At 70.9% G+C, this 20,753-nt stretch carries 22 protein-coding genes and 2 tRNA genes; 6 read left to right on the top strand and 18 right to left on the bottom strand.

From position 1 onward, the window contains the following. Nucleotides 1–76 precede the first annotated feature (76 nt). The 3 genes from ABD073_RS12025 to ABD073_RS12015 are packed head-to-tail and all read right to left on the bottom strand — an operon-like array spanning nucleotide 77 to nucleotide 3,109. Nucleotides 77–1,060: a thiamine-phosphate kinase gene (locus tag ABD073_RS12025; protein WP_343874929.1), complete on the bottom strand. Its 984-nt coding sequence runs from the start codon at nucleotides 1,058–1,060 to the stop codon at nucleotides 77–79. 56 nt (nucleotides 1,061–1,116) lie between these two features. Next, complete coding sequence (locus tag ABD073_RS12020; RefSeq protein ID WP_343874926.1) at nucleotides 1,117–2,226, bottom strand: D-alanine--D-alanine ligase family protein; 1,110 nt, start codon at nucleotides 2,224–2,226, stop codon at nucleotides 1,117–1,119. 43 nt (nucleotides 2,227–2,269) lie between these two features. Further along, nucleotides 2,270–3,109: a lysophospholipid acyltransferase family protein gene (locus ABD073_RS12015; RefSeq protein WP_343874924.1), complete on the bottom strand. Its 840-nt coding sequence runs from the start codon at nucleotides 3,107–3,109 to the stop codon at nucleotides 2,270–2,272. Nucleotides 3,110–3,218: 109 nt separating this feature from the next. Between ABD073_RS12015 and ABD073_RS12010 the strand changes: the two genes are divergently transcribed. Continuing rightward, complete coding sequence (locus ABD073_RS12010) at nucleotides 3,219–3,452, top strand: hypothetical protein (RefSeq protein WP_343874923.1); 234 nt, start codon at nucleotides 3,219–3,221, stop codon at nucleotides 3,450–3,452. 189 nt (nucleotides 3,453–3,641) lie between these two features. Here ABD073_RS12010 and ABD073_RS12005 read toward each other — a convergent pair whose 3' ends face one another. The 3 genes from ABD073_RS12005 to leuC form a co-directional block, all read right to left on the bottom strand. Then, nucleotides 3,642–3,938: an HU family DNA-binding protein gene (locus tag ABD073_RS12005; protein WP_343874921.1), complete on the bottom strand. Its 297-nt coding sequence runs from the start codon at nucleotides 3,936–3,938 to the stop codon at nucleotides 3,642–3,644. 208 nt (nucleotides 3,939–4,146) lie between these two features. Beyond that, the gene (gene leuD, locus ABD073_RS12000) at nucleotides 4,147–4,752 is read right to left on the bottom strand and encodes a 3-isopropylmalate dehydratase small subunit (RefSeq protein WP_343874918.1); all 606 of its coding nucleotides are present in this window, start codon (nucleotides 4,750–4,752) and stop codon (nucleotides 4,147–4,149) included. 9 nt (nucleotides 4,753–4,761) lie between these two features. Next, nucleotides 4,762–6,165, bottom strand: coding sequence for a 3-isopropylmalate dehydratase large subunit (leuC, locus tag ABD073_RS11995; RefSeq protein ID WP_343874915.1), 1,404 nt, complete (start codon nucleotides 6,163–6,165; stop codon nucleotides 4,762–4,764). A 102-nt stretch (nucleotides 6,166–6,267) separates the two neighbouring features. On the opposite strand from leuC, the gene ABD073_RS11990 reads away from it, so the two are divergent. Beyond that, nucleotides 6,268–6,993, top strand: a complete 726-nt coding sequence (locus ABD073_RS11990) for an IclR family transcriptional regulator (RefSeq protein WP_343874913.1) — start codon at nucleotides 6,268–6,270, stop codon at nucleotides 6,991–6,993. Between the two features lie 66 nt (nucleotides 6,994–7,059). Beyond that, the gene (locus ABD073_RS11985; protein ID WP_343875142.1) at nucleotides 7,060–7,572 is read left to right on the top strand and encodes a GNAT family N-acetyltransferase; all 513 of its coding nucleotides are present in this window, start codon (nucleotides 7,060–7,062) and stop codon (nucleotides 7,570–7,572) included. A gap of 14 nt (nucleotides 7,573–7,586) precedes the next feature. Here the strand turns inward: ABD073_RS11985 and ABD073_RS11980 are convergent, their stop codons facing one another. Together ABD073_RS11980 and ABD073_RS11975 are read right to left on the bottom strand one after the other, a co-directional pair. Continuing rightward, on the bottom strand, nucleotides 7,587–7,994 hold the full coding sequence (locus ABD073_RS11980) for a VOC family protein (RefSeq protein WP_343874912.1): 408 nt from the start codon (nucleotides 7,992–7,994) through the stop codon (nucleotides 7,587–7,589). Beyond that, a complete protein-coding gene (locus ABD073_RS11975) occupies nucleotides 7,991–8,806 on the bottom strand; it encodes a helix-turn-helix transcriptional regulator (protein WP_343874909.1) in 816 nt (271 codons plus the stop codon). Before ABD073_RS11975 ends, ABD073_RS11980 begins: the two co-directional genes overlap by 4 nt. 103 nt (nucleotides 8,807–8,909) lie before the next feature. Between ABD073_RS11975 and ABD073_RS11970 the strand changes: the two genes are divergently transcribed. After that, the gene (locus ABD073_RS11970; RefSeq protein WP_343874907.1) at nucleotides 8,910–9,095 is read left to right on the top strand and encodes a hypothetical protein; all 186 of its coding nucleotides are present in this window, start codon (nucleotides 8,910–8,912) and stop codon (nucleotides 9,093–9,095) included. A gap of 438 nt (nucleotides 9,096–9,533) precedes the next feature. On the opposite strand, the gene ABD073_RS11965 is transcribed toward ABD073_RS11970, so the two are convergent. From ABD073_RS11965 to ABD073_RS11950, 4 genes are all read right to left on the bottom strand, one after another. Continuing rightward, a tRNA-Glu gene (locus ABD073_RS11965) sits at nucleotides 9,534–9,606 on the bottom strand. A gap of 71 nt (nucleotides 9,607–9,677) precedes the next feature. Beyond that, nucleotides 9,678–9,749, bottom strand: a tRNA-Gln gene (locus ABD073_RS11960). A gap of 43 nt (nucleotides 9,750–9,792) precedes the next feature. Further along, nucleotides 9,793–10,797: a CPBP family intramembrane glutamic endopeptidase gene (locus ABD073_RS11955; RefSeq protein ID WP_343874904.1), complete on the bottom strand. Its 1,005-nt coding sequence runs from the start codon at nucleotides 10,795–10,797 to the stop codon at nucleotides 9,793–9,795. Next, complete coding sequence (locus tag ABD073_RS11950; RefSeq protein ID WP_343874901.1) at nucleotides 10,794–11,618, bottom strand: fumarylacetoacetate hydrolase family protein; 825 nt, start codon at nucleotides 11,616–11,618, stop codon at nucleotides 10,794–10,796. The genes ABD073_RS11955 and ABD073_RS11950 overlap by 4 nt, the downstream gene beginning before the upstream one ends. Nucleotides 11,619–11,725: 107 nt before the next feature. On the opposite strand from ABD073_RS11950, the gene ABD073_RS11945 reads away from it, so the two are divergent. Then, entirely contained in the window at nucleotides 11,726–13,018 is a 1,293-nt protein-coding gene (locus tag ABD073_RS11945; protein WP_343874898.1) for a thymidine phosphorylase, read from the top strand. A gap of 157 nt (nucleotides 13,019–13,175) precedes the next feature. On the opposite strand, the gene cimA is transcribed toward ABD073_RS11945, so the two are convergent. Both cimA and ABD073_RS11935 read right to left on the bottom strand, forming a co-directional pair. Continuing rightward, nucleotides 13,176–14,807: a citramalate synthase gene (cimA, locus tag ABD073_RS11940; RefSeq protein ID WP_343874896.1), complete on the bottom strand. Its 1,632-nt coding sequence runs from the start codon at nucleotides 14,805–14,807 to the stop codon at nucleotides 13,176–13,178. Between the two features lie 77 nt (nucleotides 14,808–14,884). Further along, a complete protein-coding gene (locus tag ABD073_RS11935) occupies nucleotides 14,885–15,967 on the bottom strand; it encodes a branched-chain amino acid aminotransferase (RefSeq protein ID WP_343874895.1) in 1,083 nt (360 codons plus the stop codon). A gap of 75 nt (nucleotides 15,968–16,042) precedes the next feature. On the opposite strand from ABD073_RS11935, the gene ABD073_RS11930 reads away from it, so the two are divergent. After that, the gene (locus ABD073_RS11930; RefSeq protein ID WP_343874894.1) at nucleotides 16,043–17,098 is read left to right on the top strand and encodes a 3-isopropylmalate dehydrogenase; all 1,056 of its coding nucleotides are present in this window, start codon (nucleotides 16,043–16,045) and stop codon (nucleotides 17,096–17,098) included. A 100-nt stretch (nucleotides 17,099–17,198) separates the two neighbouring features. Here ABD073_RS11930 and ribH read toward each other — a convergent pair whose 3' ends face one another. From ribH to ribD, 4 genes are read right to left on the bottom strand one after another with little or no spacing between them, the layout of a single operon-like run. Further along, a complete protein-coding gene (gene ribH, locus ABD073_RS11925; RefSeq protein ID WP_343874893.1) occupies nucleotides 17,199–17,666 on the bottom strand; it encodes a 6,7-dimethyl-8-ribityllumazine synthase in 468 nt (155 codons plus the stop codon). Beyond that, the gene (ribB, locus tag ABD073_RS11920) at nucleotides 17,663–18,964 is read right to left on the bottom strand and encodes a 3,4-dihydroxy-2-butanone-4-phosphate synthase (RefSeq protein WP_343874892.1); all 1,302 of its coding nucleotides are present in this window, start codon (nucleotides 18,962–18,964) and stop codon (nucleotides 17,663–17,665) included. The genes ribH and ribB overlap by 4 nt, the downstream gene beginning before the upstream one ends. After that, on the bottom strand, nucleotides 18,961–19,596 hold the full coding sequence (locus ABD073_RS11915) for a riboflavin synthase (RefSeq protein ID WP_343874890.1): 636 nt from the start codon (nucleotides 19,594–19,596) through the stop codon (nucleotides 18,961–18,963). The genes ribB and ABD073_RS11915 overlap by 4 nt, the downstream gene beginning before the upstream one ends. After that, nucleotides 19,596–20,732: a bifunctional diaminohydroxyphosphoribosylaminopyrimidine deaminase/5-amino-6-(5-phosphoribosylamino)uracil reductase RibD gene (gene ribD / locus ABD073_RS11910; protein ID WP_386751510.1), complete on the bottom strand. Its 1,137-nt coding sequence runs from the start codon at nucleotides 20,730–20,732 to the stop codon at nucleotides 19,596–19,598. The genes ABD073_RS11915 and ribD overlap by 1 nt, the downstream gene beginning before the upstream one ends. Nucleotides 20,733–20,753: the final 21 nt, after the last annotated feature.

The following is a 20,753-nucleotide window of genomic DNA, read 5'->3' as shown; positions in this document are numbered from 1 at the left end:
GATCGGCAGAGCCCGCCGCCTCGGGGCAGACACCCTCTGGACGTCCACGACACCTCCGATGCCCGGCAGGGGCGGGTCAGCCGCGGAAGTGCTGCCAGCCCTGCTGGCCCTGCCAGACTCGTCCGTCCACCAGCACACCGACCTCCTCGTCCTGCTCCGGTTCACGCACCCGGCCCAGTACCTGCCAGCCGTCGGGGACATCGCCCACCTCGAAGCAGGCGGCCAGGGCGTGGTCCTCTCCCCCACCGAGCACCAGCTCCAGCGGATCACTGCCGAGGGCGGCCGCGACGGTGGCCACGGGCTCGTCCACCTCGACGCGCGCGCTGTCCAGGTCGATCACCATGCCGCTGGCCCGAGCGATGTGACCCAGGTCGGCCAGCAGGCCGTCGGAGACGTCGATCATGGCGGTGGCGCCAGCCTCGGCAGCTTCCCGGCCGGCACCGTAGGGCGGCTGCGGGCAGCGCTGCGCGTCGACGGCAGCCCGCGGGGAGCGGAAACCGCGGCCCAGGGCGGCCAGCCCGGCCGCGGCCCAGCCGAGCCGGCCGCGCACCGCCACCACCTGGCCGCTGGCCGCACCGCTGCGCAGCACGGGTGTGCGCCCGGCGGTCTCGCCGATCACGGTGATGCAGACGGTGATGTCGCGCGCGGCGGTGGTGTCGCCGCCCACCAGCACGATCCCGGCGGCCTCGGCCTCGCTGCGCACGCCGGTGGAGAACTCGCGGACCCAGCTGGTGGCCAGCTCGCCCGGGGCACCCAGCGCCACCACCATGGCCACCGGGCGGGCACCCATGGCCTCCAGGTCGGCCACGTTGACGGCCACCGCCTTGCGCCCCACCTGCTCGGCGGTGGACCACTCGCGCTTGAAGTGGACGCCTTCCACCAGCAGGTCGGTGCTGGTGACCGCGGAGCCGTTGACCAGGTAGACGGCCGCGTCGTCACCGGGGCCCACGGAGACCGCCGGTGACATCACCAGTGGCTGGGTGATCTGCTCGATCAGACCGAACTCGCTGGTGGTGGCCAGGGTCTCCTGGCCGGGGGCGGCATCGCTGCTGGGATCCATGCGGCAACGCTAGCCGAGCACGGCCCCCTCCAGCTCCCCGACAAGGGGCCGGAGGCTCAGCGCAGGCCGGTGGGGCGCTCCAGCGCCAGGCTGATCAGCTCGTCCACCAGGTCGGGATAGGACAGGCCGGTCGCCTGCCACATCACCGGGAACATCGAGCTGGGGGTGAAGCCGGGCATGGTGTTGATCTCGTTCAGCGTCACGGTGCCGTCGGGCGCCACGAAGGAGTCCACCCGCGCCAGCCCTTCGCAGCCGGCCGCCTCGAAGGCCTCGCGGGCGATGCGCTGCACCTCGGCGCGCACGGCCTGGTCAACCTCTGCCGGCGAGGTGAGCTGCACCGAGGTGCCGTCGATGTACTTGGCGTCGAAGTCGTAGAAGTCGTGGCCACCCACCACGACGATCTCACCGGGCTCGGAGACGCGCGGCGCGTCGGTGCCACGCCCCTCCAGCACGCCGCACTCGATCTCGCGACCCACCAGCCCCTGCTCCACGATCACCTTGGGGTCGTGGCGCCGGGCCTCCTCGACGGCTGCCTGCAGCCCCTCCGGGCCGGTGACCCGGGTGATGCCGAAGCTGGAACCGGCTCGGCAGGGCTTGACGAAGACCGGGTACTGCAGGCCCTCGATGCTCGCCAGGGCGGCCTGCGGATCGCGGCGCCAGGCCTTGTCGCTGATCACCCGGTAGGGACCGACCGGCAGACCGGCGGCCTCGAAGACCACCTTCATGTAGTGCTTGTCCATCATCACGGCGCTGGTGAGCACGCCGCAGCCGACGTAGCGCACGTCGGCCAGCTCGAACAGGCCCTGCAGCGTCCCGTCCTCGCCGAAAGGACCGTGGACCAGGGGGAAGACCACGTCGACCTCGCCGATCTCGGCGGGCACCTGGCCGGCCTCCAGGACCCGCAGCTCGCGATCCCCCACCGCCATCGGCATGGTGACCTCGGCGCCGGTGGCACGCACCTCGGGGGTGTTGGAGGCATTCAGCCGCAGCGGCTCCGGATCGTCGTCCACCAGCACCCAGTGGCCCTGGCGGGTGATGCCGATCGGCACCACCTCGTAGCGCTCCCGGTCGATGACGCCCATCACGCTGGCGGCGGTGGAGCAGCTCACCGAGTGCTCCTCGGAACGGCCACCGAAGACGAGGGCGACGCGGATCTTGCGGGTCATGGACTGCCTTTGCTGTGCGGGTGTGGTTCGGGGGACGGGGCCGTCAGGCCGGGGGCGCCTCGACGGGCGGCACGCCGTCGGGTGTGCCGGGGTCGGCCAGGTCCTGCAGGGTGGTGGCCCCCTTGGGGACGCGCACGCCCTTGCGGATGTCGTAACGCTCGGCCGGCGGCTCGAGGCCGCGCAGGTCGGCCACCAGCAGCGTGATCGCCTCCACCATGCGCTCCGAGGCGACGCGGACTGCCTCGTGCCGGTTGGGGTGGTCGTACAGGTCCGAGAGGTCCAGCAGGTCGCCGGCCTTGGCCTGCAGGGTGGGGCGCGGGAAGAAGCGGGGGAAGTGCAGCTTCTTGCCCGGGATGATCTGGTTGGCGCCCCACTGCCCCACCGGGAGCACGGGGCAGCGGGTCTCCAGCGCCAGCCGGGCCGCCCCGCTGCGGGGGGTCATCGGCCAGCCGTCGGGATCGGCCGTGATGGTGCCCTCGGGGTAGATGGCGACGAGCTCACCGTCGGCGAGCGCCTGCCTGGCGTGCTGCAGCGAGTCCCCGGCACGCGAGGTGTTGCGCTCCACCGGGATCTGGCGGCAGCCGCGGGCGAAGAAGCCCACCACCGGCACCTTCCACAGGTCCGACTTGCCCAGGAAGCGCGGCCAGCGGCCGTTGAAGATCAAGTAGTCGCCCAGGGCCAGCGGGTCGTAGTTGCTGATGTGGTTGCTGACCACCAGCACGCCGCCCTCGGCGGGGATCTTGTGGCTGTCGCGCCAGTCGCGCGTGGTCAGGCCGGTGTTGACGCCGTGGGTGAGGCTGCCCAGGAACTTGTAGGCCGGTTCCCCGGCGCGGAAGTCCGCTCCCCTGGGGCGCACCATGCCCTTGACCTGCCTGCCGACCATCGATCCCGTCCTTCCGTGCGGGCCCTCGCCGCGCAGCACAACGCTAGTCCATGGCCCGGCCGGGTTCGGTTCGCCGCCCCGGCGCAGAGGTGGACCTAGGATCGTCGCCATGAGCACCGAGGCACCCGTCACCCTGCACGCCACCGCCTGCCACGAGGCCGTCCCCGGCCGGGACGCAGAGCTGGTCGTGCTGCTCGACGACGGCACCCGGCGCACCATCGGCACCGAGGTGCTGGAGGGGCTGCGCGCGCTGCACGTGGGACAGCGACTGGTGCTCGGCCTCGACGGCGAGCGGGTGGTCAGCGCCCGCATCCACGCTGTGGAACCCACCGTCCTGCGCTGATCCACCGGCCCGACGGCCCCGTGGTGAGGCTCCATGGGTTGCCCCGACGAGCCCTGTCTGTCAGCACCTGCCGCAGGCGCGACGGCCTGGTGCGCAACCGGACAGCACAAGGGGCGATCCGGATCCCCACCCGAATCGCCCCTGGGGCCTGTCCAGGCCTCGTGGGCCCGGAGCGTGTCGTTCAGTGCATCACTTGCGCTTGCCGGCGGCGGCCTCGACGCGGTTCTTGAGATCGGTGCCGGGGCGGAAGCGGGGCAGGTCCATGGCCTCGGCCTGCTTGCGCTCGCCGGTGCGAGGATTGCGCACGACGCGGGCCTCGCGGTGGATGACCTCGAAGACACCGAAGCCGGTGATCGAGACCTTGCCGGTGCTGGCCACCTCGGTGGAGATGGTGTCGACCACGGCGTTCAGTGCACGGGTCGCGACCGCCTTGTTGCCGTCGAAGTGGGCCTTGGCCAGCGAGTCGATGAGTTCTGCCTTGTTCACAGGTGGTGCCTTTCTGCTTCCGGCCCCCCAGCCGGATGGACCCGATGCGGTGTGCATCGCGCGAAATCAAAGCTAGGTTGGGAATTCGACTGGCACCAAGCCAAGTCCGGACAAACGCCCAGTTGTTCAGGAAACGCAAAGCGTCCGCTTCTCCACAAGGAAAAGCGGACGCCAAGCCGAGTGATTTAACTTGTTCAACTCACCGCGGTCAATTGGCGGTCCGCACCGGAAGTGTCTTCGGCTTGAAGGCTGGGCGGGACTGCTCATGGGCCACGATGTCGTCCTCGTGCTGCAGCGTCGAGCCGATGTCGTCCAGCCCCTCGAGCAGCCGGTGCGCGGTGTGCTCGTCGATGCTGAACGGATGGGCCACGCCGGCCGAGGTGATGGTGCGCGCCACCAGGTCAACCACCATCTGGTCAGCGGCATTGGCCTCGGCGTCGGCCCACAGCTGCTCCACGACCGCGGGCTCCACCTGGGCCACCAGCAGCCCGGCCTTGCCGGCATTGGAGCGGAAGATGTCGCCGAAGCGGGAGCCCACGACCACCTTGAAGCCGTAGTTCTGCAGGGCCCAGACGGCGTGCTCGCGCGAGGAGCCGGTACCGAAGTCAGGACCGACCAGCAAAATCGACCCGCGGGAATAGGGCTCGGTGTTCAGCACAAAGTCAGGATCATTGCGCCAGGCGGAAAACAATCCGTCCTCGAATCCGGTGCGGGTGATGCGCTTCAGGTAAACCGCAGGAATGATCTGGTCGGTGTCCACGTTGGAGCGACGCAGCGGAACGGCAATCCCTGTGTGGGTGGAAAACTTGTCCATGATTCTTCCTCACTTGTCCAGGTCTGCGGGCGAGCTGAGCGTTCCGGCGACGGCGGTGGCGGCAGCCACCGAGGGGCTCACCAGGTGCGTGCGGCCACCCTTGCCCTGGCGACCCTCGAAGTTGCGGTTGGAGGTCGACGCGCTGCGCTCACCCGGGGCCAGCTGGTCGGGATTCATGCCCAGGCACATCGAGCAGCCGGCCGCGCGCCACTCGGCACCCGCGTCCAGGAAGACCTGGTCCAGGCCCTCCTGCTCGGCCTGCAGGCGAACCCGTGCCGAGCCCGGGACCACGAGCATGCGCACCCCGTCGGCCACACTGCGCCCCTTGATCACGTCAGCGGCCAGGCGCAGGTCCTCGATCCGACCATTGGTGCAGGAGCCCAGGAAGACGGTGTCGACGGCGATCTCCCGCATCGGGGTGCCGGCGTTGAGGTCCATGTACTGCAGGGCGCGCTCGGCGGCGGAGACCTCGGTGGGATCGGTGAAGTCCGAGGGGCTGGGAACGGTGGCCGCCAACGGCACACCCTGACCGGGATTGGTGCCCCAGGTGACGAAGGGGCTGAGCTGGCTGGCGTCGATGTCCACCTCGACGTCGAAGCTGGCGTCGGCGTCGGTGGCCAGCTGGCTCCACCAGGCCACCGCCTCGTCCCAGTCGGCACCCTCGGGCGCATTGGGGCGACCCTTGAGGTAGTCGAAGGTGGTCTGGTCGGGGGCGATCATGCCGGCCTTGGCGCCCCACTCGATCGACATGTTGCAGATGGTCATCCGCCCTTCCATCGACATGTTCTGGATGGTGCTGCCGCGGTACTCGACGATGTGGCCCTGGCCGCCGCCGGTGCCGACCTTTGCGATCAGCGCCAGGACGACGTCCTTGGCGGTGACCCCCTCGGGCAGCTCGCCGTTGATGTTGACCGCCATGGTCTTCGGGCGCGCCTGGGGCAGGGTCTGGGTGGCCAGCACGTGCTCCACCTCGGAGGTGCCGATGCCGAAGGCCAGCGCACCGAAGGCGCCATGGGTGGCGGTGTGGGAGTCGCCGCAGACGATGGTCATGCCGGGCTGGGTGAGGCCGAGCTGCGGGCCGATGATGTGCACGATGCCCTGGTCGAGGGTGCCGAGCGAGTGGATCGGCACGCCGAACTCCTGGGCATTGGCGCGCAGGGTGTCCACCTGGAGCCGGGAGACGGGGTCGGCGATGGGCTTGAGGATGTCCAGGGTGGGGGTGTTGTGGTCCTCTGTGGCCAACGTCAGGTCGGGGCGGCGCACCGGGCGTCCGGCCAGGCGCAGGCCCTCGAAGGCCTGGGGGCTGGTGACCTCGTGCACCAGGTGCAGGTCGATGTAGAGCAGGTCGGGCTCGCCGTCGGCGCTGCGCACGACGTGCGCGTCCCAGACCTTCTCGCTCAGTGTCTTGCCCATGGCTCCTCTTCTTGGCGGGGATGACGAACGGGATCGGTGGATCCCGTGGTGTGCTCCATGATGCCACTGGAATATCAGATCGCGAGACGCTAGTCTCAGAGCATGGACGATTCTAGTGGTGTCGGTGTTCTCGACAAAGCAGCCCTGGTTCTGACCGCGCTCGAGTCCGGTCCGACCACGCTGGCCGGCCTGGTCAGCGCGACGGGCCTGGCCCGGCCCACGGCGCACCGCCTGGCCGTGGCACTGGAACACCACCGATTGGTGGGGCGCGACCTGCAGGGCCGCTTCGTGCTGGGCCCCCGGCTCACCGAGCTGGCCGCCGCCGCCGGCGAGGACCGCCTGCTGGCCACCGCCGGTCCCATTCTTGCGCGTCTTCGCGACATCACGGGCGAATCGGCCCAGCTCTTCCGTCGACAGGGCGACGTGCGGGTCTGCGCGGCCGCCGCGGAGCGCCCCTCCGGCCTGCGCGACACCATCCCGATCGGCGCCCAGATGACCATGACGGCCGGCTCGGCCGCCCAGGTGCTGCTGGCCTGGGAGGAACCCGACCGGGTGCAGCGCGGCCTGAACCACTCCGCCTTCTCCGCCGTGGCGCTCGCTACGGTGCGTCGTCGTGGCTGGGCGCAGTCCGTGGCCGAGCGCGAGCCCGGCGTGGCCTCGGTCTCGGCCCCGGTGCGCTCCCCCAGTGGCAAGGTGCTGGCCGCCGTCAGCGTCTCCGGCCCGATCGAGCGCCTCACCCGCCAGCCCGGCCGACTGCACGCCCCTGCTGTGATGGCGGCCGCGGAGCGGCTGTCCGAGGTGCTGCGCCGCACCGGCGCCGGCGAGTAGTCGCTCTCAGCGCATGGCCGGTTTCGCCGACGACACCATCGAGGCTCACGGCCTCCGACTCGGCCGCTGCAGGCAGCCGACATCCCGCAGGTCGCGGTGGCCTGCTCGGATCCGCTGACCCAACGCTGGCTGCCGCTGCCCCGGCCCTACACCGAGGAGTCCGCCCGCGGCTTCGTCACCGAGTGGGCGCCGCAGGCCGCGGCCTCCGGGCGTGCGCTGGAACGCGGGATCGAGGTGGACGGTGACTTCGTCGGCGTGATCGGCCTGAAGAACACCGACTGGGCGGTGGCCAGGACCGAGGCCGGCTACTGGCTGGGGCCGTGGGCCCGTGGCCGAGGCAGCATGGCCAGGGCCTTGAGCGCGCTGGCCGACTGGGCACTCGACAGCCAGGGCATCGACCGGATCGAGGTACTCATCGCCCCTGACAACCATGGCTCACTGACGACGGCCCGCAGGGCCTTGTTCATCGAGGAGGGGCGTCTGCGCCACGCGGGCCACACGCACGAAGGTCCGGTGGACCTGGTGGTGCTGAGCCGGCTGGCCGATGATCCGCGGCCTCGCTTCGACGATCTCATCTGAGGCTCCAGTCCGCACTACTCCCCTTGGTACGAGCCGACGGACCAGTGGTTCCCCTCGGGATCGGCCACCGTGGCACTGCGGCCACCATAGGGCTGGTCGGCGGGTTCCTCGACGACGGACCCGCCGGCGGCCAGACCACGTCGGAAGACCTCGTCGACCTCGTGGTCCTCGGCCACGACGAGGTAGCAGGACGCCCGGCCGACGCGTTCCGGGCCGGCGAACGGATTGGCTTCCCGCACGGAACCGAACATCACGCCGCCCGTCTCGCGCCAACGGAGCTGGGCGTGCTCGATCACGCTGGGATCGTCGGCACTGGGCACCACGAGCACCTCGGTGAAGCCCAGCGCTGTGAGGAAGGTGCGGGCACGTCCCGCATCGGCGAAGGTCAGGGAGTGGAAGAGCTGAGGCTTGGTCTGGGTCATGGCGCCGAGGCTACGGTGCGGCACGCCAGGACTTCTTGAAGATTTGGGAACTCCTCGGCTGAGGCCTTCGGCGTGCGGCCAGCCATCGCCGACCATTCCCGGGTGAAGTGCGCCTGGTCCGCGAACCCGGCGCGATGAGCCGCTTCGCTGAAGCTGACACCCTGCTGCACCAGCTCGCGTGCGCGATCGAACCGTCCCAGCCGGTTCAGCTGCTTGGGCGGGAGCCCCGTCTCCGAGCTCACTCGTTGGTGGAGGTGACGGCGGGACCATCCCACCTCTGCGGCCACCGCGGTGACCGACCATCCGTCAAGAAGCAGGCCGGTTGCGTGTCTGATGTCGGAGGCTGGAGCGTCGTCGGTGATGCGCCTCAGCAGCAGCTCCTCGAGCAGGGCCAGCCTGGCGGGCCAGCCAGGGGCTGCATCGAGGCGCTGGTGCTCGCTCTCGCTGAGACCGCGAGGGAGGTCATGCAGCGAGACCGTGTCGCCGACCAGTGCGGCCAGCGGCAGCCCGAAGAGGGCCCGGACCCCTGTTGGCGTCAACGAGACGTGGATGCCGCGCTGCAGACCGTGGGTCCTGACCAGTGCCGGACGGAGATGAAGGCCACTGATCGAGCACCACTCGCGGCGGGAGACGGAAGGCTCGTGCAACCATCCGAGGTCGAGCGGCTCGTCGAAGGAGATGATCAGCGTGGCCGCTGGACTCGGAAGACCGAGATGCACGGATTGAGGGTCCAAGGCGTAGTCATAGGCCACCAGCGGTCCCGCCAAACAGGCGCGCAGCGCCCGATGGACTGGGCGCAGGACGGTCGGCACGCGACTAGACTAGGTCGCCGTGATCCTCCAGGACAGATCACTCCACCCGCGTGGATCCTCACGCGCAGGCACAAGCCAGGAACGGAGCTGCGAGGTTTGAGGCATGGATCACGGCACTGTGGAGTGGCAGATCAGTCCTGATGTCTACCACACCGAGCTCGATGCTCGGCACTCCGCCGCCTTCGGCGGACAGCCGGACGGCACCGCGTGGACGGCACGACTCAGGCGCCACAGCCTGTTCTGGGTCGTGGCCCGGTACCGAGGACGCCCGGTGGGCTTCGTCAGCTGACTACGAGCCACACCTTGTTCCCTTCTATGAGGGCCGGTGCGGGATGAGTCCAACATCCGCGGGCCTGATCGAACTCGTGTGGCTCCAGCGCCTGGCTGCCGCGGCGGCCAGTCCCCCGCAACCCTGAGGGTCGCGACGTCGATCGCGAATTTGGCCGACTTTCGGGCATTTTCCGGATCGACGGCACGGATTTCAGGGTTGGTCGCCTGTCCCAGGGGTGCTGGGCGCCAGACCCGAGCGGCGCGCTCGGCCTGTACGAGTCCTTGGGCTACCGCCCGACAGCCAGCACGTGCATCCACCAGCTCCAGGAGCCGGGCGCCTGACCCGGGGCCAGCCCAGCAGGCAGACCGCGACCCCGTGAGTCCGCGCGCAGCCTCATGTGCATGCTCCGGAAAAGCAGAAGGACCCGGATCAATGATCCGGGTCCTTCTGCTCAAGTAGCCCCGACGGGATTCGAACCCGCGCTACTGCCTTGAGAGGGCAGCGTGCTAGGCCGCTACACAACGGGGCCCCAGCTGCTCGTTTCCGAGCGGTGACGAGTCTAGCAAGAAATTCCTGTGACCAGCAATTTCACCTCGTCAGCAGGGGTACCAGGACTCGAACCTGGACTAACTGAACCAGAATCAGTCGGGCTGCCAATTACCCCATACCCCTTCGTCTCCCCCTGAGGGGCAACGACGTGAAACTCTAGTGGACCTCAGGCCCCAACGCCAAATCGGCTGCGGCCCCTGAGCTGCGAGGTACGGGTGGCCAGGTTCAGCCGCCCACCCAGCCACCAGGCCAGGGCCGCGAAGATGGCGAAACCGGTCAGGTCGCTGGCGGCCTGGGCCCAGCCGATGGACTGCACCGCACGGGCCTGCGCGACGCCCCCGAACAGGGCCGCCCAGCCGAAGGCGAAGACATTGTTGGCCACATGGCAGGCGATCCCCGCCTCCAGACCACCGGTGCGCAGCACCAGAAGCCCGGCCAGCAGCCCGAAGCCGAAGCGGTCCACGAACAGGGCCGGGTTCTGCACGCCATGGAAGAGCGCGAAGACCAGCGCCGAGCCGATCACCGCCACCCACCGGCCGTCGATGCGCCAGCGTCCGGCCGGGATGGCCAGTCCGGCCGCCATGGCCCCGAAGGCCTGCATCAGGTAGCCGCGGAAGAAGTACTCCTCCCCCGCCGCCTGCAGCGGTGCGGTCAGGCAGACCACCAGGATCCACAGCCAGGCCCGGTGCTGCGGATCGGGCTGCCAGGGCTGGCCGAGGCGGCCCAGCAGCACGATGGCATTGAGCACGACGGCGGCCACCGGCAGACAGAGCAGCAGGTAGCGCCAACGCATCCCCGGCTGCACGCTGGTGACCCAGTGCGGTGCCCGGCCGTGCAGGAAGCGCACCAGCGCCATGGTGATCAGCACCAGGCAGGCGATGCCCAGGTGGGCGCCCACCAGGCCCGCCAGGTGGTGATAGGCCAGCGCCTCGCGCGACCAGTCGATGAAACGTCCGGGGCTGTCGGCCAGCGACCAGCCGATCCGCACCACGAGCTGGGCCACGAGCTGGGCCACCAGGCCGTAGAGCACGATGCCCAGCAGCACCCCGACCAGGGGGCGCACCGGGACCTGGCCCGGCTCGGTGAGCACCTGGGAGTAGTCGACGCCCGGCAGCGGGTCCTCACCGGTGGCCGGCGGAGCGCCCCCGGCGCGCCGGGAGGGCTGGCTCACTGCTCGGCCACGACCGGGTTGCCCAGCTCACCGATCGACTGGATGCTGACCACGACGCGCTGGCCCGGCTCGATGGGCCCGACACCGGCCGGGGTGCCGGTGAGCACCACGTCGCCGGGCAGCAGGGTCATCGACTGGCTGATGTGGCTGACCAGCTCGGAGATGCCGCGCACCATCAGGGCGGTGGAGTCGTCCTGGCGGGTCTCGGCGGCGTCCATGTCACGGGGATCACCCACGACGGTGGTGACCTGCAGGTCGCCGGCCTCGGCCAGGTCCAGGTGGGTCACGATCCACGGGCCCAGCGGGCAGAAGGTGTCGGAGCCCTTGGCGCGGGCCCACTGCCCGTCGCTGGCCTGCCAGTCGCGGCAGGTGACGTCATTGGCGATGGTGTAGCCGAAGACCACCTCGTGCACCCGCTCCACCGGTACCTGCTTGCAGATCCGGCCGATCACCACGGCCAGCTCGCCCTCGTGGTGCAGCTCCTGGGCCCCGGCGGGCTTGACGATCGGGTCGTCGGGGCCGATCACCGAGGTGTTGGGCTTGAGGAAGATCAGCGGGTTCTCCGGCACCTCGCCACCCATCTCCTGGGCGTGGGCGGCGTAGTTGCGGCCCACCGCGACGATCTTGCTGCGGGGGATCACCGGGGCCAGCAGCCGCACCTCGTCGAGCGCATGGCGCTCGCCGGTGTAGTTGACCGGGCCGGCCAGCGGGTCACCGGTGATGGCGGCGACGGTGTCAGGGTGCTCACCGTTGTCTTCGGCGAGTTCCACGATGCCGAACTGCGGCTCGGAGGCGTCCAGGGCGTAACGGGCAATGCGCATGCGGCAAGGCTATCGCTCCCCCGCCCGGACCCGGCAGAGCGCGGGGCGCGGGGCGGGCAACCAGGCCGGGCGCGCCACCACGACCGGCCGCCTGCGATACTGCCTGCATGGCCACCTTTGACGCGAATGCCTTCAGTGCCGTCGAGCTGATCCGCACCAAGCGGGACGGCGGAGTGCTCTCCGACGAGCAGATCGACTGGTTGATCACCGCCTACACCGAGGGTGTGGTGGCCGACGAGCAGATGAGCGCCATGGCGATGGCGATCCTCTTCCGCGGCCTCGACGCGCGCGAGCTGCCGCGCTGGACCCAGGCCATGATCGACACCGGCGTGCGCCTGGACTTCTCCTCGCTCAGCCGCCCCACCGCCGACAAGCACTCCACCGGCGGCGTCGGCGACAAGATCACGCTGCCGCTGGCCCCGCTGGTGGCCGCCTGCGGCGTGGCGGTCCCCCAGCTGTCGGGCCGCGGCCTGGGCCACACCGGCGGCACCCTGGACAAGATGGAGTCCATCCCGGGCTGGCGCGCCACGCTGGGCAATGACGAGATGATGCGCCAGCTGGAGGATGTGGGCGCGGTGATCTGCGCCGCCGGCGACGGCCTGGCACGCGCCGACAAGAACCTCTACGCGCTGCGCGACGTCACCGGCACCGTCGAGGCCATCCCGCTGATCGCCAGCTCCATCATGAGCAAGAAGATCGCGGAGGGCACCGGCTCGCTGGTGCTCGACGTGAAGGTGGGCACCGGCGCCTTCATGAAGACCCGCGAGGACGCCACGGAGCTGGCCCGTCGCATGGTGGAGCTGGGCCAGGCCGCCGACGTGCGCACCGTCGCCCTGCTCACCGACATGTCCACCCCGCTGGGCCTGACGGCCGGCAATGCCCTGGAGGTCACCGAGTCGGTGGAGGTGCTGGCCGGTGGCGGTCCCGCCGACGTGGTGGAGCTGACCGTCGCCCTGGCCCGCGAGATGCTGCAGGCCGCCGGCTCGGACGCGGACCCGGCCAAGGCCCTCAAGGACGGCTCCGCGATGGACGTCTGGAAGCGGATGGTGCGTGCCCAGGGCGGCGATCCCGACGCGACGCTGCCCGTGGCCAAGCACTCCGACGAGGTGCTCGCCAGCGAGGACGGCGTGCTCACCCGGCTCGACGCCATGGCCGTGGGCGTCGCCGCCTGGCGACTGGGGGCCGGCCGCGCCCGCAAGGAGGACGCGGTGCAGTTCGGCGCCGGCGTGGTGATGCACGCCAAGCCCGGCGACCGCGTCACCAAGGGCCAGCCGCTGCTCACCCTGCACACCGACACTCCCGAGGCCTTCGACCGGGCGCGCCAGGCGCTCGAGGGTGGCATCGAGGTGGGCCCGGAGCCGGTGGAGCGCCAGCCGCTGCTGATCGACCGGATCGGCTGACCTCCTCGCGCTGTCGCCGTCCCGGCGGGCCACCGGGGCCGCCGGGCCCATGCTCGACGACCTGCCCGCCGGCGCCCTGCCGCTGAAAGGCAATGCCACCCAGGACCTGGTGCGCCAGCTGACGCGCCGACGCCGCGACCTGGAGCAGTGACGCGCGCTACTGCTTCGGCTGGTGCGTGCCGTAGCCGTTCACGAGACCGTGGAGGTAGGCATCGGCCAGCGCCTCCCAGCTGGACTCGATGACATTGCCGCCGACGCCGACGGTGGTCCAGGTGCGGGAACCGTCGGACATGTCGATCAGGGTGCGAGTGACGGCATCGGTCCCGCCGGTCTCCATGATCCGCACCCGGTAGTCGAGCAGCTTGAAGCGTTCCACCTGCGAGAAGACCGGGGCCAATGCCTGGGTCAGCGCGTCGTCCAGGGCATCGACGGGACCATTGCCCTCCCCCACCACGGCCAGCCGCTTCGGCCCCGTCTCGGGATCCTGGGCGACCAGCTTCACCGTCGCCTCGGAATAGGTCTCCCCCTCGGCCTCACCGGGACGGTGCTCGGTGAGCACCCGCCAGCTGCTGATCTCGAAGGGGGCCTCCAGCTCGCCCAGCTGGGAGCGCAGCAGCAGCTCGAAGCTGGCATCGGCCGCCTCGTAGGAGTAGCCGGCGGCCTCGCGTTGCTTGACCGCCTCGGTCACCCGCGCGGCGAGCTCGCGGTCGGACAGGTCGAAGCCGAGCTGTTCGCCCTTGATCTGGATGTTGGCGCGCCCGGACATGTCGCTGATCAGCATCCGCATGTCATTGCCCACCACCATCGGGTCGATGTGCTGGTACAGGTCCGGGTCCACCTTGATCGCGGAGGCGTGCAGACCGGCCTTGTGCGCGAAGCTGGAGTGGCCCACATAGGGCTGACGCGCGTGGGGCGCCTGGTTGGTGATCTCCGCGACGGCATGGCTGGTGCGGGTCAGCGAGGCGAGCTGGCGCTCGCTGAGCAGGGGCCAGCCGAACTTGAGCTGCAGGTTGCCGATCACGGTGGTCAGGTCGGCATTGCCGGTGCGCTCGCCGTAACCGTTGATGGTGCCCTGGACGTGCATCACCCCGGCCTCCACCGCCGCCAGCGAGTTGGCCACGGCGCAGCCGGTGTCGTTGTGGCAGTGGATGCCCAGGTCGACGCCGATGGCGCCGGCCGCGGAGACCACGTCGCCCATCTGGCTGGGCAGCATGCCGCCATTGGTGTCGCACAGCACCACCACCTCGGCGCCGGCCTCGGCAGCGGTGCGCACCACGTCCAGGGCGTAGCCCGGATTTGAGCGGTAGCCGTCGAAGAAGTGCTCGCAGTCGACGAAGACGTGGCGGCCCTGGGAGACCAGATGGCTGACCGTGTCCTGCACCATCGCCAGGTTCTCCTCCAGCGTGGTGCGCAGGGCGTCGGTGACGTGGCGGTCGTGGCTCTTGGCGACGATGCAGACGTATTCGGTGCCCGCGTCCAGCAGGGCCTGGGTGAGCGGATCGGTGGCGGCGCTGCCACCGGCCCGACGCGTGGAGCCGAAGGCCACCAGGTGGGCGCTGCGCAGCTGCAGCTGGTCGCGGGCGGCGGCGAAGAAGGCGGTGTCATTGGGATTGGCGCCCGGCCAGCCACCCTCGATGAAGCTGACCCCCAGCTCGTCGAGCAGCCCCGCGATGCGCAGCTTGTCGGCCACCGAGAGCCGCAGACCCTCCTGCTGGGCGCCGTCGCGCAGCGTCGTGTCGAACAGGTGGAAGGTCTCGGGTGCCAGCGGCAGCACCTCACGGCTCGTCATCCCAGGGTCCTCTCGCGGGGGTCCGCCCCAGTCTGATGCCACCCGCCACACGAGACGCGAGGTCTCGCGTGATGGACTCAGCAGACCTTGCGGGTCCAGCCGAAGGGGTCCTCCGCGCGCCCGTACTGGATGTCCAGCAGGGCCTCGCGCACCGCCAGTGCGCGGGGCTGGTCGAGTTCGGGCAGGGTGTGCACCTTCTCGTCCACCTTCAGGCTGTTGATCGGGGTGACGACAGCCGCGGTGCCGCACGCGAAGGCCTCGGTGACGCTGCCGTCGGCGATCCCGGCCAGCAGCTCGTCCAGAGTGATGCGACGCTCCACCGGCTCCAGGCCCAGCTGCGGGGCGAGCTTGAGGATGGAGTCGCGGGTGACGCCGGGCAGGATCGAGCCGGTCAGCGTCGGGGTGACGAGCTGACCGTCGGCGGTGACCACGAAGAAGTTCATGCCGCCCAGCTCGTCGATGTGGCTGTGGTCGGTGGAGTCCAGGAAGAGCACCTGGCTGCAGCCGTTGGCATAGGCCTCACGGGTGGCCTGCAGGCTGGCGGCATAGTTGCCGCCGCACTTGGCCGCGCCGGTGCCGCCCGCCCCGGCGCGCGAGGAGGTGCGGCTCACCCAGATGTCCACCCGGCTCACGCCGCCGGAGAAGTAGGCACCCACCGGGGAGGCGATGATGCAGAAGGTGGCTGTGTGGGCGTCGCGCACGCCCAGGAAGTTCTCGTTGGCGATCATGAAGGGCCGCAGGTACAGGCTCTGCTCGTGTCCGCCGGGCACCCAGCGCTCGTCGGCGCGGACCAGGGCCTCGACGCTGGCCACGAAGTCCTCCTCGCCCAGCACCGGGAGCGCCAGCCGCTCGGCCGAGGAGACGAAGCGCGCGGCATTGGCCTCGGGGCGGAAGAGCCAGACCGAGCCGTCGGCGCGACGGTAGGCCTTGAGCCCCTCGAAGATCTCCTGGGCGTAGTGGAAGACGGCACTGGCCGGGTCGAAGCTCATCGGGGCGTAGGCCACCAGCTTCGCGTCGTGCCAGCCCTGCTCCACGGTCCAGGTGGCCAGCACCATGTGGTCGGTGAAGTGGTTCCCGAAGCCGGGGTTCGCGAAGACCTCGTCCAGGTGGGACTGGTCGGCGGGCGCGATGTCGGGGGCTGCTGCGAAGTCGAAGGCCATGGGCTGAAACTACTACGACCGTCCCTTGCTGAGACCGCGCTTCCGGGCTGTGGGCGCTCCACTAGCCTCGAGGCCATGACTGACGCACAGACCCCCACCATCGCCGTCATCGGCGGCGACGGCATCGGCCCCGAGGTGACGGCAGAGGCGCTGAAGGTGCTCAAGGCCGCCGCCGGCGAGCAGGCCTTCAGCTTCGTGGACTACGACCTGGGCGCCGAGCGCTGGCTGCGCACCGGCGAGGTGCTGCCCGACTCCGTGCTCGACGAGCTCAAGGGCGTCGACGCCATCGTCCTCGGCGCGGTGGGCGCAGCGCCCGGTTCCACCCAGATTCCTTCGGGCCTGCTGGAGCGCGGCCTGCTGCTCAAGCTGCGCTTCGCGCTGGACCACGCCGTGAACCTGCGGCCCAGCAAGTTCTACCCGAACACCTCCACCCCGCTCTCGGCCGCGGTCACCGACCAGGGCCCGATCGACTTCGTGGTGGTGCGCGAGGGCACCGAGGGCCTCTACTGCGGCAACGGTGGCGCGGTGCGCGTCGGCACGCCGCAGGAGATCGCCACCGAGGTCAGCGTGAACACCGCCTACGGTGTGGAACGCGTGGTCCGCGACGCCTTCGAGCGCGCCACCCGCCGTCGCAACAAGCTCACCCTGGTGCACAAGCACAACGTGCTGGTCAACGCCGGTGGCCTGTGGCGCCGCATCGTCGAGGAGGTCGGCGCCGACTTCCCCGGTGTGGAGACCGACTACCTGCACATCGATGCGGCCACCATCATGCTGGTCACCAACCCGCAGCGCTTCGACGTGATCGTCACCGACAACCTGTTCGGCGACATCCTCACCGACGAGGCGGCTGCCGTGACCGGTGGCATCGGCCTGGCCGCCAGCGCCAACATCAACCCTTCGCGGGAGTACCCGAGCATGTTCGAGCCGGTCCACGGCTCCGCGCCCGACATCGCCGGGCAGGGCATCGCGGACCCGACCGCCGCGATCAGTTCGATGGCGCTGCTGCTCGACCACCTGGGCCGGGAGCAGGACGCGCGACGCATCGAGCAGGCCGTCGAGGCCGACATCGCGGCCCGCACCGGCAAGCGCTCCACCAGCGAGGTGGGCGACGCCATCGCGGCCGCCCTGTGAGCCGCCACTGAGGCACGGCCACGAGAGACCGCACAAGACACAAGCACGAGGCCACGATCCAGCACGGATCGTGGCCTCGTGGCGTTGCGGGCCGGTGTCCTCAGGGCACTCGGTCCAGGGCGACGGCGGTGGCGACGGCCGCCAGGGCGGCCTCGTGGCCCTTGTCCTCCGACGATCCGGGCAGCCCGGCGCGGTCCAGTGCCTGCTGCTCGTCGTCGCAGGTGAGCACCCCGAAGCCGACCGGACGCCCGGTGCGCACCGCCACCTCGGTGAGCCCGAGGGTGGCGCCCTGGCAGACGTAGTCGAAGTGCGGGGTGCCGCCACGGATCACCACGCCCAGCGCCACCAGCGCGTCGAAGCGGTCGGCCAGCGCGCTGCAGGCCCCGGCCAGTTCGAAGGTGCCGGGCACGCGCACCAGCTCCACCTGGGTCACGCCGCAGTCGGCCAGGCCACGCAGGGCGCCGTCCACCAGGCCGTCCATCACCGTGGTGTGCCAGCTGGCGGCCACCACCGCCACTCGCAGGCCCGGGGCCTGCACCTCGATCGTCGGTGCTCCGCTTGCGCTCATGCCGTCTCCTCCTGGATCTGCTCGGTCTGGTCGTGCTGTGTCTGGTCATGCTGGGTCGGGTGGTGCGGGCCCTGGTCCACAGGGTCACAGGACCCCTGCCCGGTGCCGATGCGCGCCGGGAGCTGGTGACCCATCCGGTCGCGCTTGGTGGCCAGGTAGGCCAGATTCTGCGGGGTGACGCCCACCACGACGCCCTGCACCCCGGCCACCTGCAAGCCGGCCCGGCGCAGCGCCTCGGCCTTGTCGGGATTGTTGCTGAGCAGGGTGATCGGGCCCACGCCCAGGGCGTGGAGCACCGCGGCCGCGGCGCCGTACTCGCGGGCATCCACGGGCAGGCCCAGCTCGGTCTGGGCGTCGACGGTGTCGCTGCCCTCGTCCTGGCAGGCATAGGCGCGCAGCTTGTCCAGCAGACCGACACCGCGCCCCTCATGGCCGCGCAGGTAGACCAGCACGCCGGGCTGCTCGGCCAGCATCTGCTGGGCGGCCTCCAGCTGGGCGCCGCAGTCGCAGCGCGTCGAGCCCAGCGCGTCACCGGTGAGGCATTCCGAGTGCACCCGCACCAGGCTCTGCTCGCCGAGCCCGTGCGGACTGACCAGGGCGACGTGCTCCGCACCGGTGAGCAGGTCCCGGAAGCCGACGGCGGCGAAGTCGCCGTGCCGGGTGGGCACCACGGTGCGGGCCACCTCGGCCACCCGGTCGTGCACCTGCCGCCACCTGGCGAGCTGCTCGATGGTGACCACCGGCAGCTGCTCACGGCGGGCCAGCTCGTGCACCTCGGGGGCCCGCATCATCGCCCCGTCGTCGCGCACCAGTTCGGCGATCACGCCCACCGGCGCCAAGCCGGCCAGCCGGCACAGGTCGACGCAGGCCTCGGTGTGGCCCCGGCGCACCAGCACTCCCCCGTCGTGGGCCCGCAGCGGGACGACGTGGCCGGGCCGGGTGAAGTCCTGCGGACCGGCCTCCGGGTCGGCCAGCAGCCGCGCGGTCAGCGCCCGGTCGTGGGCGCTGATCCCGGTGCTGGTGCCGCGGGCGGCATCCACGGTGACGGTGTAGGCGGTGCGCAGCCGGTCGGTGGAGTCGGGCACCATCAGGGGCAGCTCCAGCCGGTCGGCCCAGTCCTGCGGCATCGGGGCGCACAGGTAGCCGGAGCTGTGCCGCACCGTCCAGGCCACCGCCTGCTCGGTCAGCGTCTCGGCGGCCAGCACCACGTCGCCCTCGTTCTCGCGGTCGTCGTCGTCCAGCACCAGCACCGGACGCCCGTCACGCAGTGCCGCCAAGGCCTGCTCGATGCTGCTCATCGGTTCGCCTCCAGCTGCGCCAGGCGAGCCTCGAGGCCGGCCAGTAGCGCGTCGAGCTGGGCGGCCAGGTACTTGGCCATCACGTCGGCCTCCAGGTTCACCACCGTGCCCACCGGACTGTCGCCCAGCGTGGTCACCTCCAGCGTGGTGGGGATCAACGAGACCTCGAACCAGTCCCCACCCACCGCGGAGACGGTGAGCGAGACGCCGTCGACCGCAATGGATCCCTTCTCCACCACGAATCCGGACAGGGATTCGGGCAGGCTGATCCGCACCACCTCCCAGCGGTCACCGGGGCGCCGCTCCAGCACGACGCCGGTGGCGTCGACGTGGCCCTGGACGACATGGCCGCCCAGCCGCGCGTCGGCGCGCAGCGCCCGTTCCAGGTTGAGCGGCGAGCCCTCCTGCAGCCGCCCCAGGCTGGAGCGCGCCAGGGTCTCGGCCATCACGTCGACGGCGAAGCTCTGACCGTCGTGCTCGACGACGGTGAGGCAGACCCCGTTGCAGCTGATCGACTCGCCGGGGGCGGCATCGGCCACCACTTGCGGCCCGCTGATCCTCATCACCATGCTCTGTTCGCCGGGGCGTACCTCCAGCACCCGGCCCTTCTCCTCCACGATTCCCGTGAACATCAGTCCTCCTTGGTTCGCTGCCCCGTCGGCAGCCCTGGCGTGTGGTCCGTCGTCTTCTCGTCGTGCTTCGTGCCGTCCCGCGGCGCCTCCGGTGGCGCTGGATCGCCGTCAGCCCGGGGCCGCAGCACCAGCAACAGGTCCTGCTCCACCTGCTCCACCCGCTCCAACCGCAGCCGGGCAGCCTGCTCGATACCGGCGATGCCCAGGTCCGCGACGGCCGCGGTCCCGGCGCCCAGCAGGACCGGCGCCAGGCAGGCCAGCACCTCGTCCACCAGCCCGGCGCGCCAGAAGGCGGCCGCCAGTCGGGGCCCTCCCTCCAGCCAGACGTGGTGCACCCCCTCGGCGGCCAGGGCGGTGAGAGCCTGCTGGGGATCTCGGGTGGCCAGGTGGCGGAAGCGGCCGTCCGCGCCGCGCACCCGGGCCTGCCCGGGCACCTCGGCCAGGCCCATCACCGCTCGCAACGGCTGGTGCTGCAGCAGCTCTCCGGCCGCGTCACGGGCGGTCAGCCGCGGGTCGTCGCGCTGCAGGGTGCCGCTGCCCACCACGACCGCACCGCAGCGGGAGCGCAGCTCACCGACGCGCGCCCGCAACGCCGCACCGGTGATCCACTGGCTGCTGCCGTCGGCCGCCGCACTGCGCCCGTCCAGCGTGGCGGCGAACTTCCAGGTCACGAAGGGCCTGCCGTGGCGGGCGAGGTGGGTCCAGGTGCGGTTCAGGGCATGGGCCCGATCAGCCAGCAGGCCGCCCTCCACCACCAGTCCCGCCCGACGCAGCCGCTCAGCACCGCCGGCGGCCACCGGATTGGGGTCGTGCTGGGCGTGCACCACGCGGGAGATGCCGGCGGCGACAAGGGCGTGACTGCAGGGCCCGGTACGGCCGGTGTGGTCGCAGGGTTCCAGGGTGACGTAGGCGGTGGCGCCCCGCGCCGCCGCCCCGGCCTGCTGCAGGGCCACCACCTCGGCGTGGGCCGTGCCGGCTCCCCGGTGCCAACCACGCCCCACCACCTCCCCGTCGGGGGTGGCCAGCACGCACCCCACCCGGGGATTGGGATCGGCCTCGGGGCCCTGGCGCGCGAGCTCCAGGGCCATCGCCATCAGGGCATGGTCGGTCTGGTGCGGGATGGTTGGCTGGTGCATCGGGCCTCCGGTCGTCGTCCT

Source organism: Luteococcus peritonei (assembly GCF_039526385.1).
GTDB lineage: Bacteria > Actinomycetota > Actinomycetes > Propionibacteriales > Propionibacteriaceae > Luteococcus > Luteococcus peritonei.
Note: the sequence above shows the minus strand (reverse complement) of the source record. Positions and strands in the feature narration are given on the sequence as shown.

What these genes read in the sequence shown, in the direction of transcription:
- ABD073_RS12025 (WP_343874929.1), bottom strand. Translation starts at nt 1,060, where the DNA reads ATGGATCCCAGCAGCGATGCCGCCCCCGGCCAGGAGACCCTGGCCACC.
- ABD073_RS12020 (WP_343874926.1), bottom strand. Translation starts at nt 2,226, where the DNA reads ATGACCCGCAAGATCCGCGTCGCCCTCGTCTTCGGTGGCCGTTCCGAG.
- ABD073_RS12015 (WP_343874924.1), bottom strand. Translation starts at nt 3,109, where the DNA reads ATGGTCGGCAGGCAGGTCAAGGGCATGGTGCGCCCCAGGGGAGCGGAC.
- ABD073_RS12010 (WP_343874923.1), top strand. Translation starts at nt 3,219, where the DNA reads ATGAGCACCGAGGCACCCGTCACCCTGCACGCCACCGCCTGCCACGAG.
- leuD (WP_343874918.1), bottom strand. Translation starts at nt 4,752, where the DNA reads ATGGACAAGTTTTCCACCCACACAGGGATTGCCGTTCCGCTGCGTCGC.
- leuC (WP_343874915.1), bottom strand. Translation starts at nt 6,165, where the DNA reads ATGGGCAAGACACTGAGCGAGAAGGTCTGGGACGCGCACGTCGTGCGC.
- ABD073_RS11990 (WP_343874913.1), top strand. Translation starts at nt 6,268, where the DNA reads ATGGACGATTCTAGTGGTGTCGGTGTTCTCGACAAAGCAGCCCTGGTT.
- ABD073_RS11980 (WP_343874912.1), bottom strand. Translation starts at nt 7,994, where the DNA reads ATGACCCAGACCAAGCCTCAGCTCTTCCACTCCCTGACCTTCGCCGAT.
- ABD073_RS11970 (WP_343874907.1), top strand. Translation starts at nt 8,910, where the DNA reads ATGGATCACGGCACTGTGGAGTGGCAGATCAGTCCTGATGTCTACCAC.
- ABD073_RS11950 (WP_343874901.1), bottom strand. Translation starts at nt 11,618, where the DNA reads ATGCGCATTGCCCGTTACGCCCTGGACGCCTCCGAGCCGCAGTTCGGC.
- ABD073_RS11945 (WP_343874898.1), top strand. Translation starts at nt 11,726, where the DNA reads ATGGCCACCTTTGACGCGAATGCCTTCAGTGCCGTCGAGCTGATCCGC.
- cimA (WP_343874896.1), bottom strand. Translation starts at nt 14,807, where the DNA reads ATGACGAGCCGTGAGGTGCTGCCGCTGGCACCCGAGACCTTCCACCTG.
- ABD073_RS11935 (WP_343874895.1), bottom strand. Translation starts at nt 15,967, where the DNA reads ATGGCCTTCGACTTCGCAGCAGCCCCCGACATCGCGCCCGCCGACCAG.
- ABD073_RS11930 (WP_343874894.1), top strand. Translation starts at nt 16,043, where the DNA reads ATGACTGACGCACAGACCCCCACCATCGCCGTCATCGGCGGCGACGGC.
- ribH (WP_343874893.1), bottom strand. Translation starts at nt 17,666, where the DNA reads ATGAGCGCAAGCGGAGCACCGACGATCGAGGTGCAGGCCCCGGGCCTG.
- ribB (WP_343874892.1), bottom strand. Translation starts at nt 18,964, where the DNA reads ATGAGCAGCATCGAGCAGGCCTTGGCGGCACTGCGTGACGGGCGTCCG.
- ABD073_RS11915 (WP_343874890.1), bottom strand. Translation starts at nt 19,596, where the DNA reads ATGTTCACGGGAATCGTGGAGGAGAAGGGCCGGGTGCTGGAGGTACGC.
- ribD (WP_386751510.1), bottom strand. Translation starts at nt 20,732, where the DNA reads ATGCACCAGCCAACCATCCCGCACCAGACCGACCATGCCCTGATGGCG.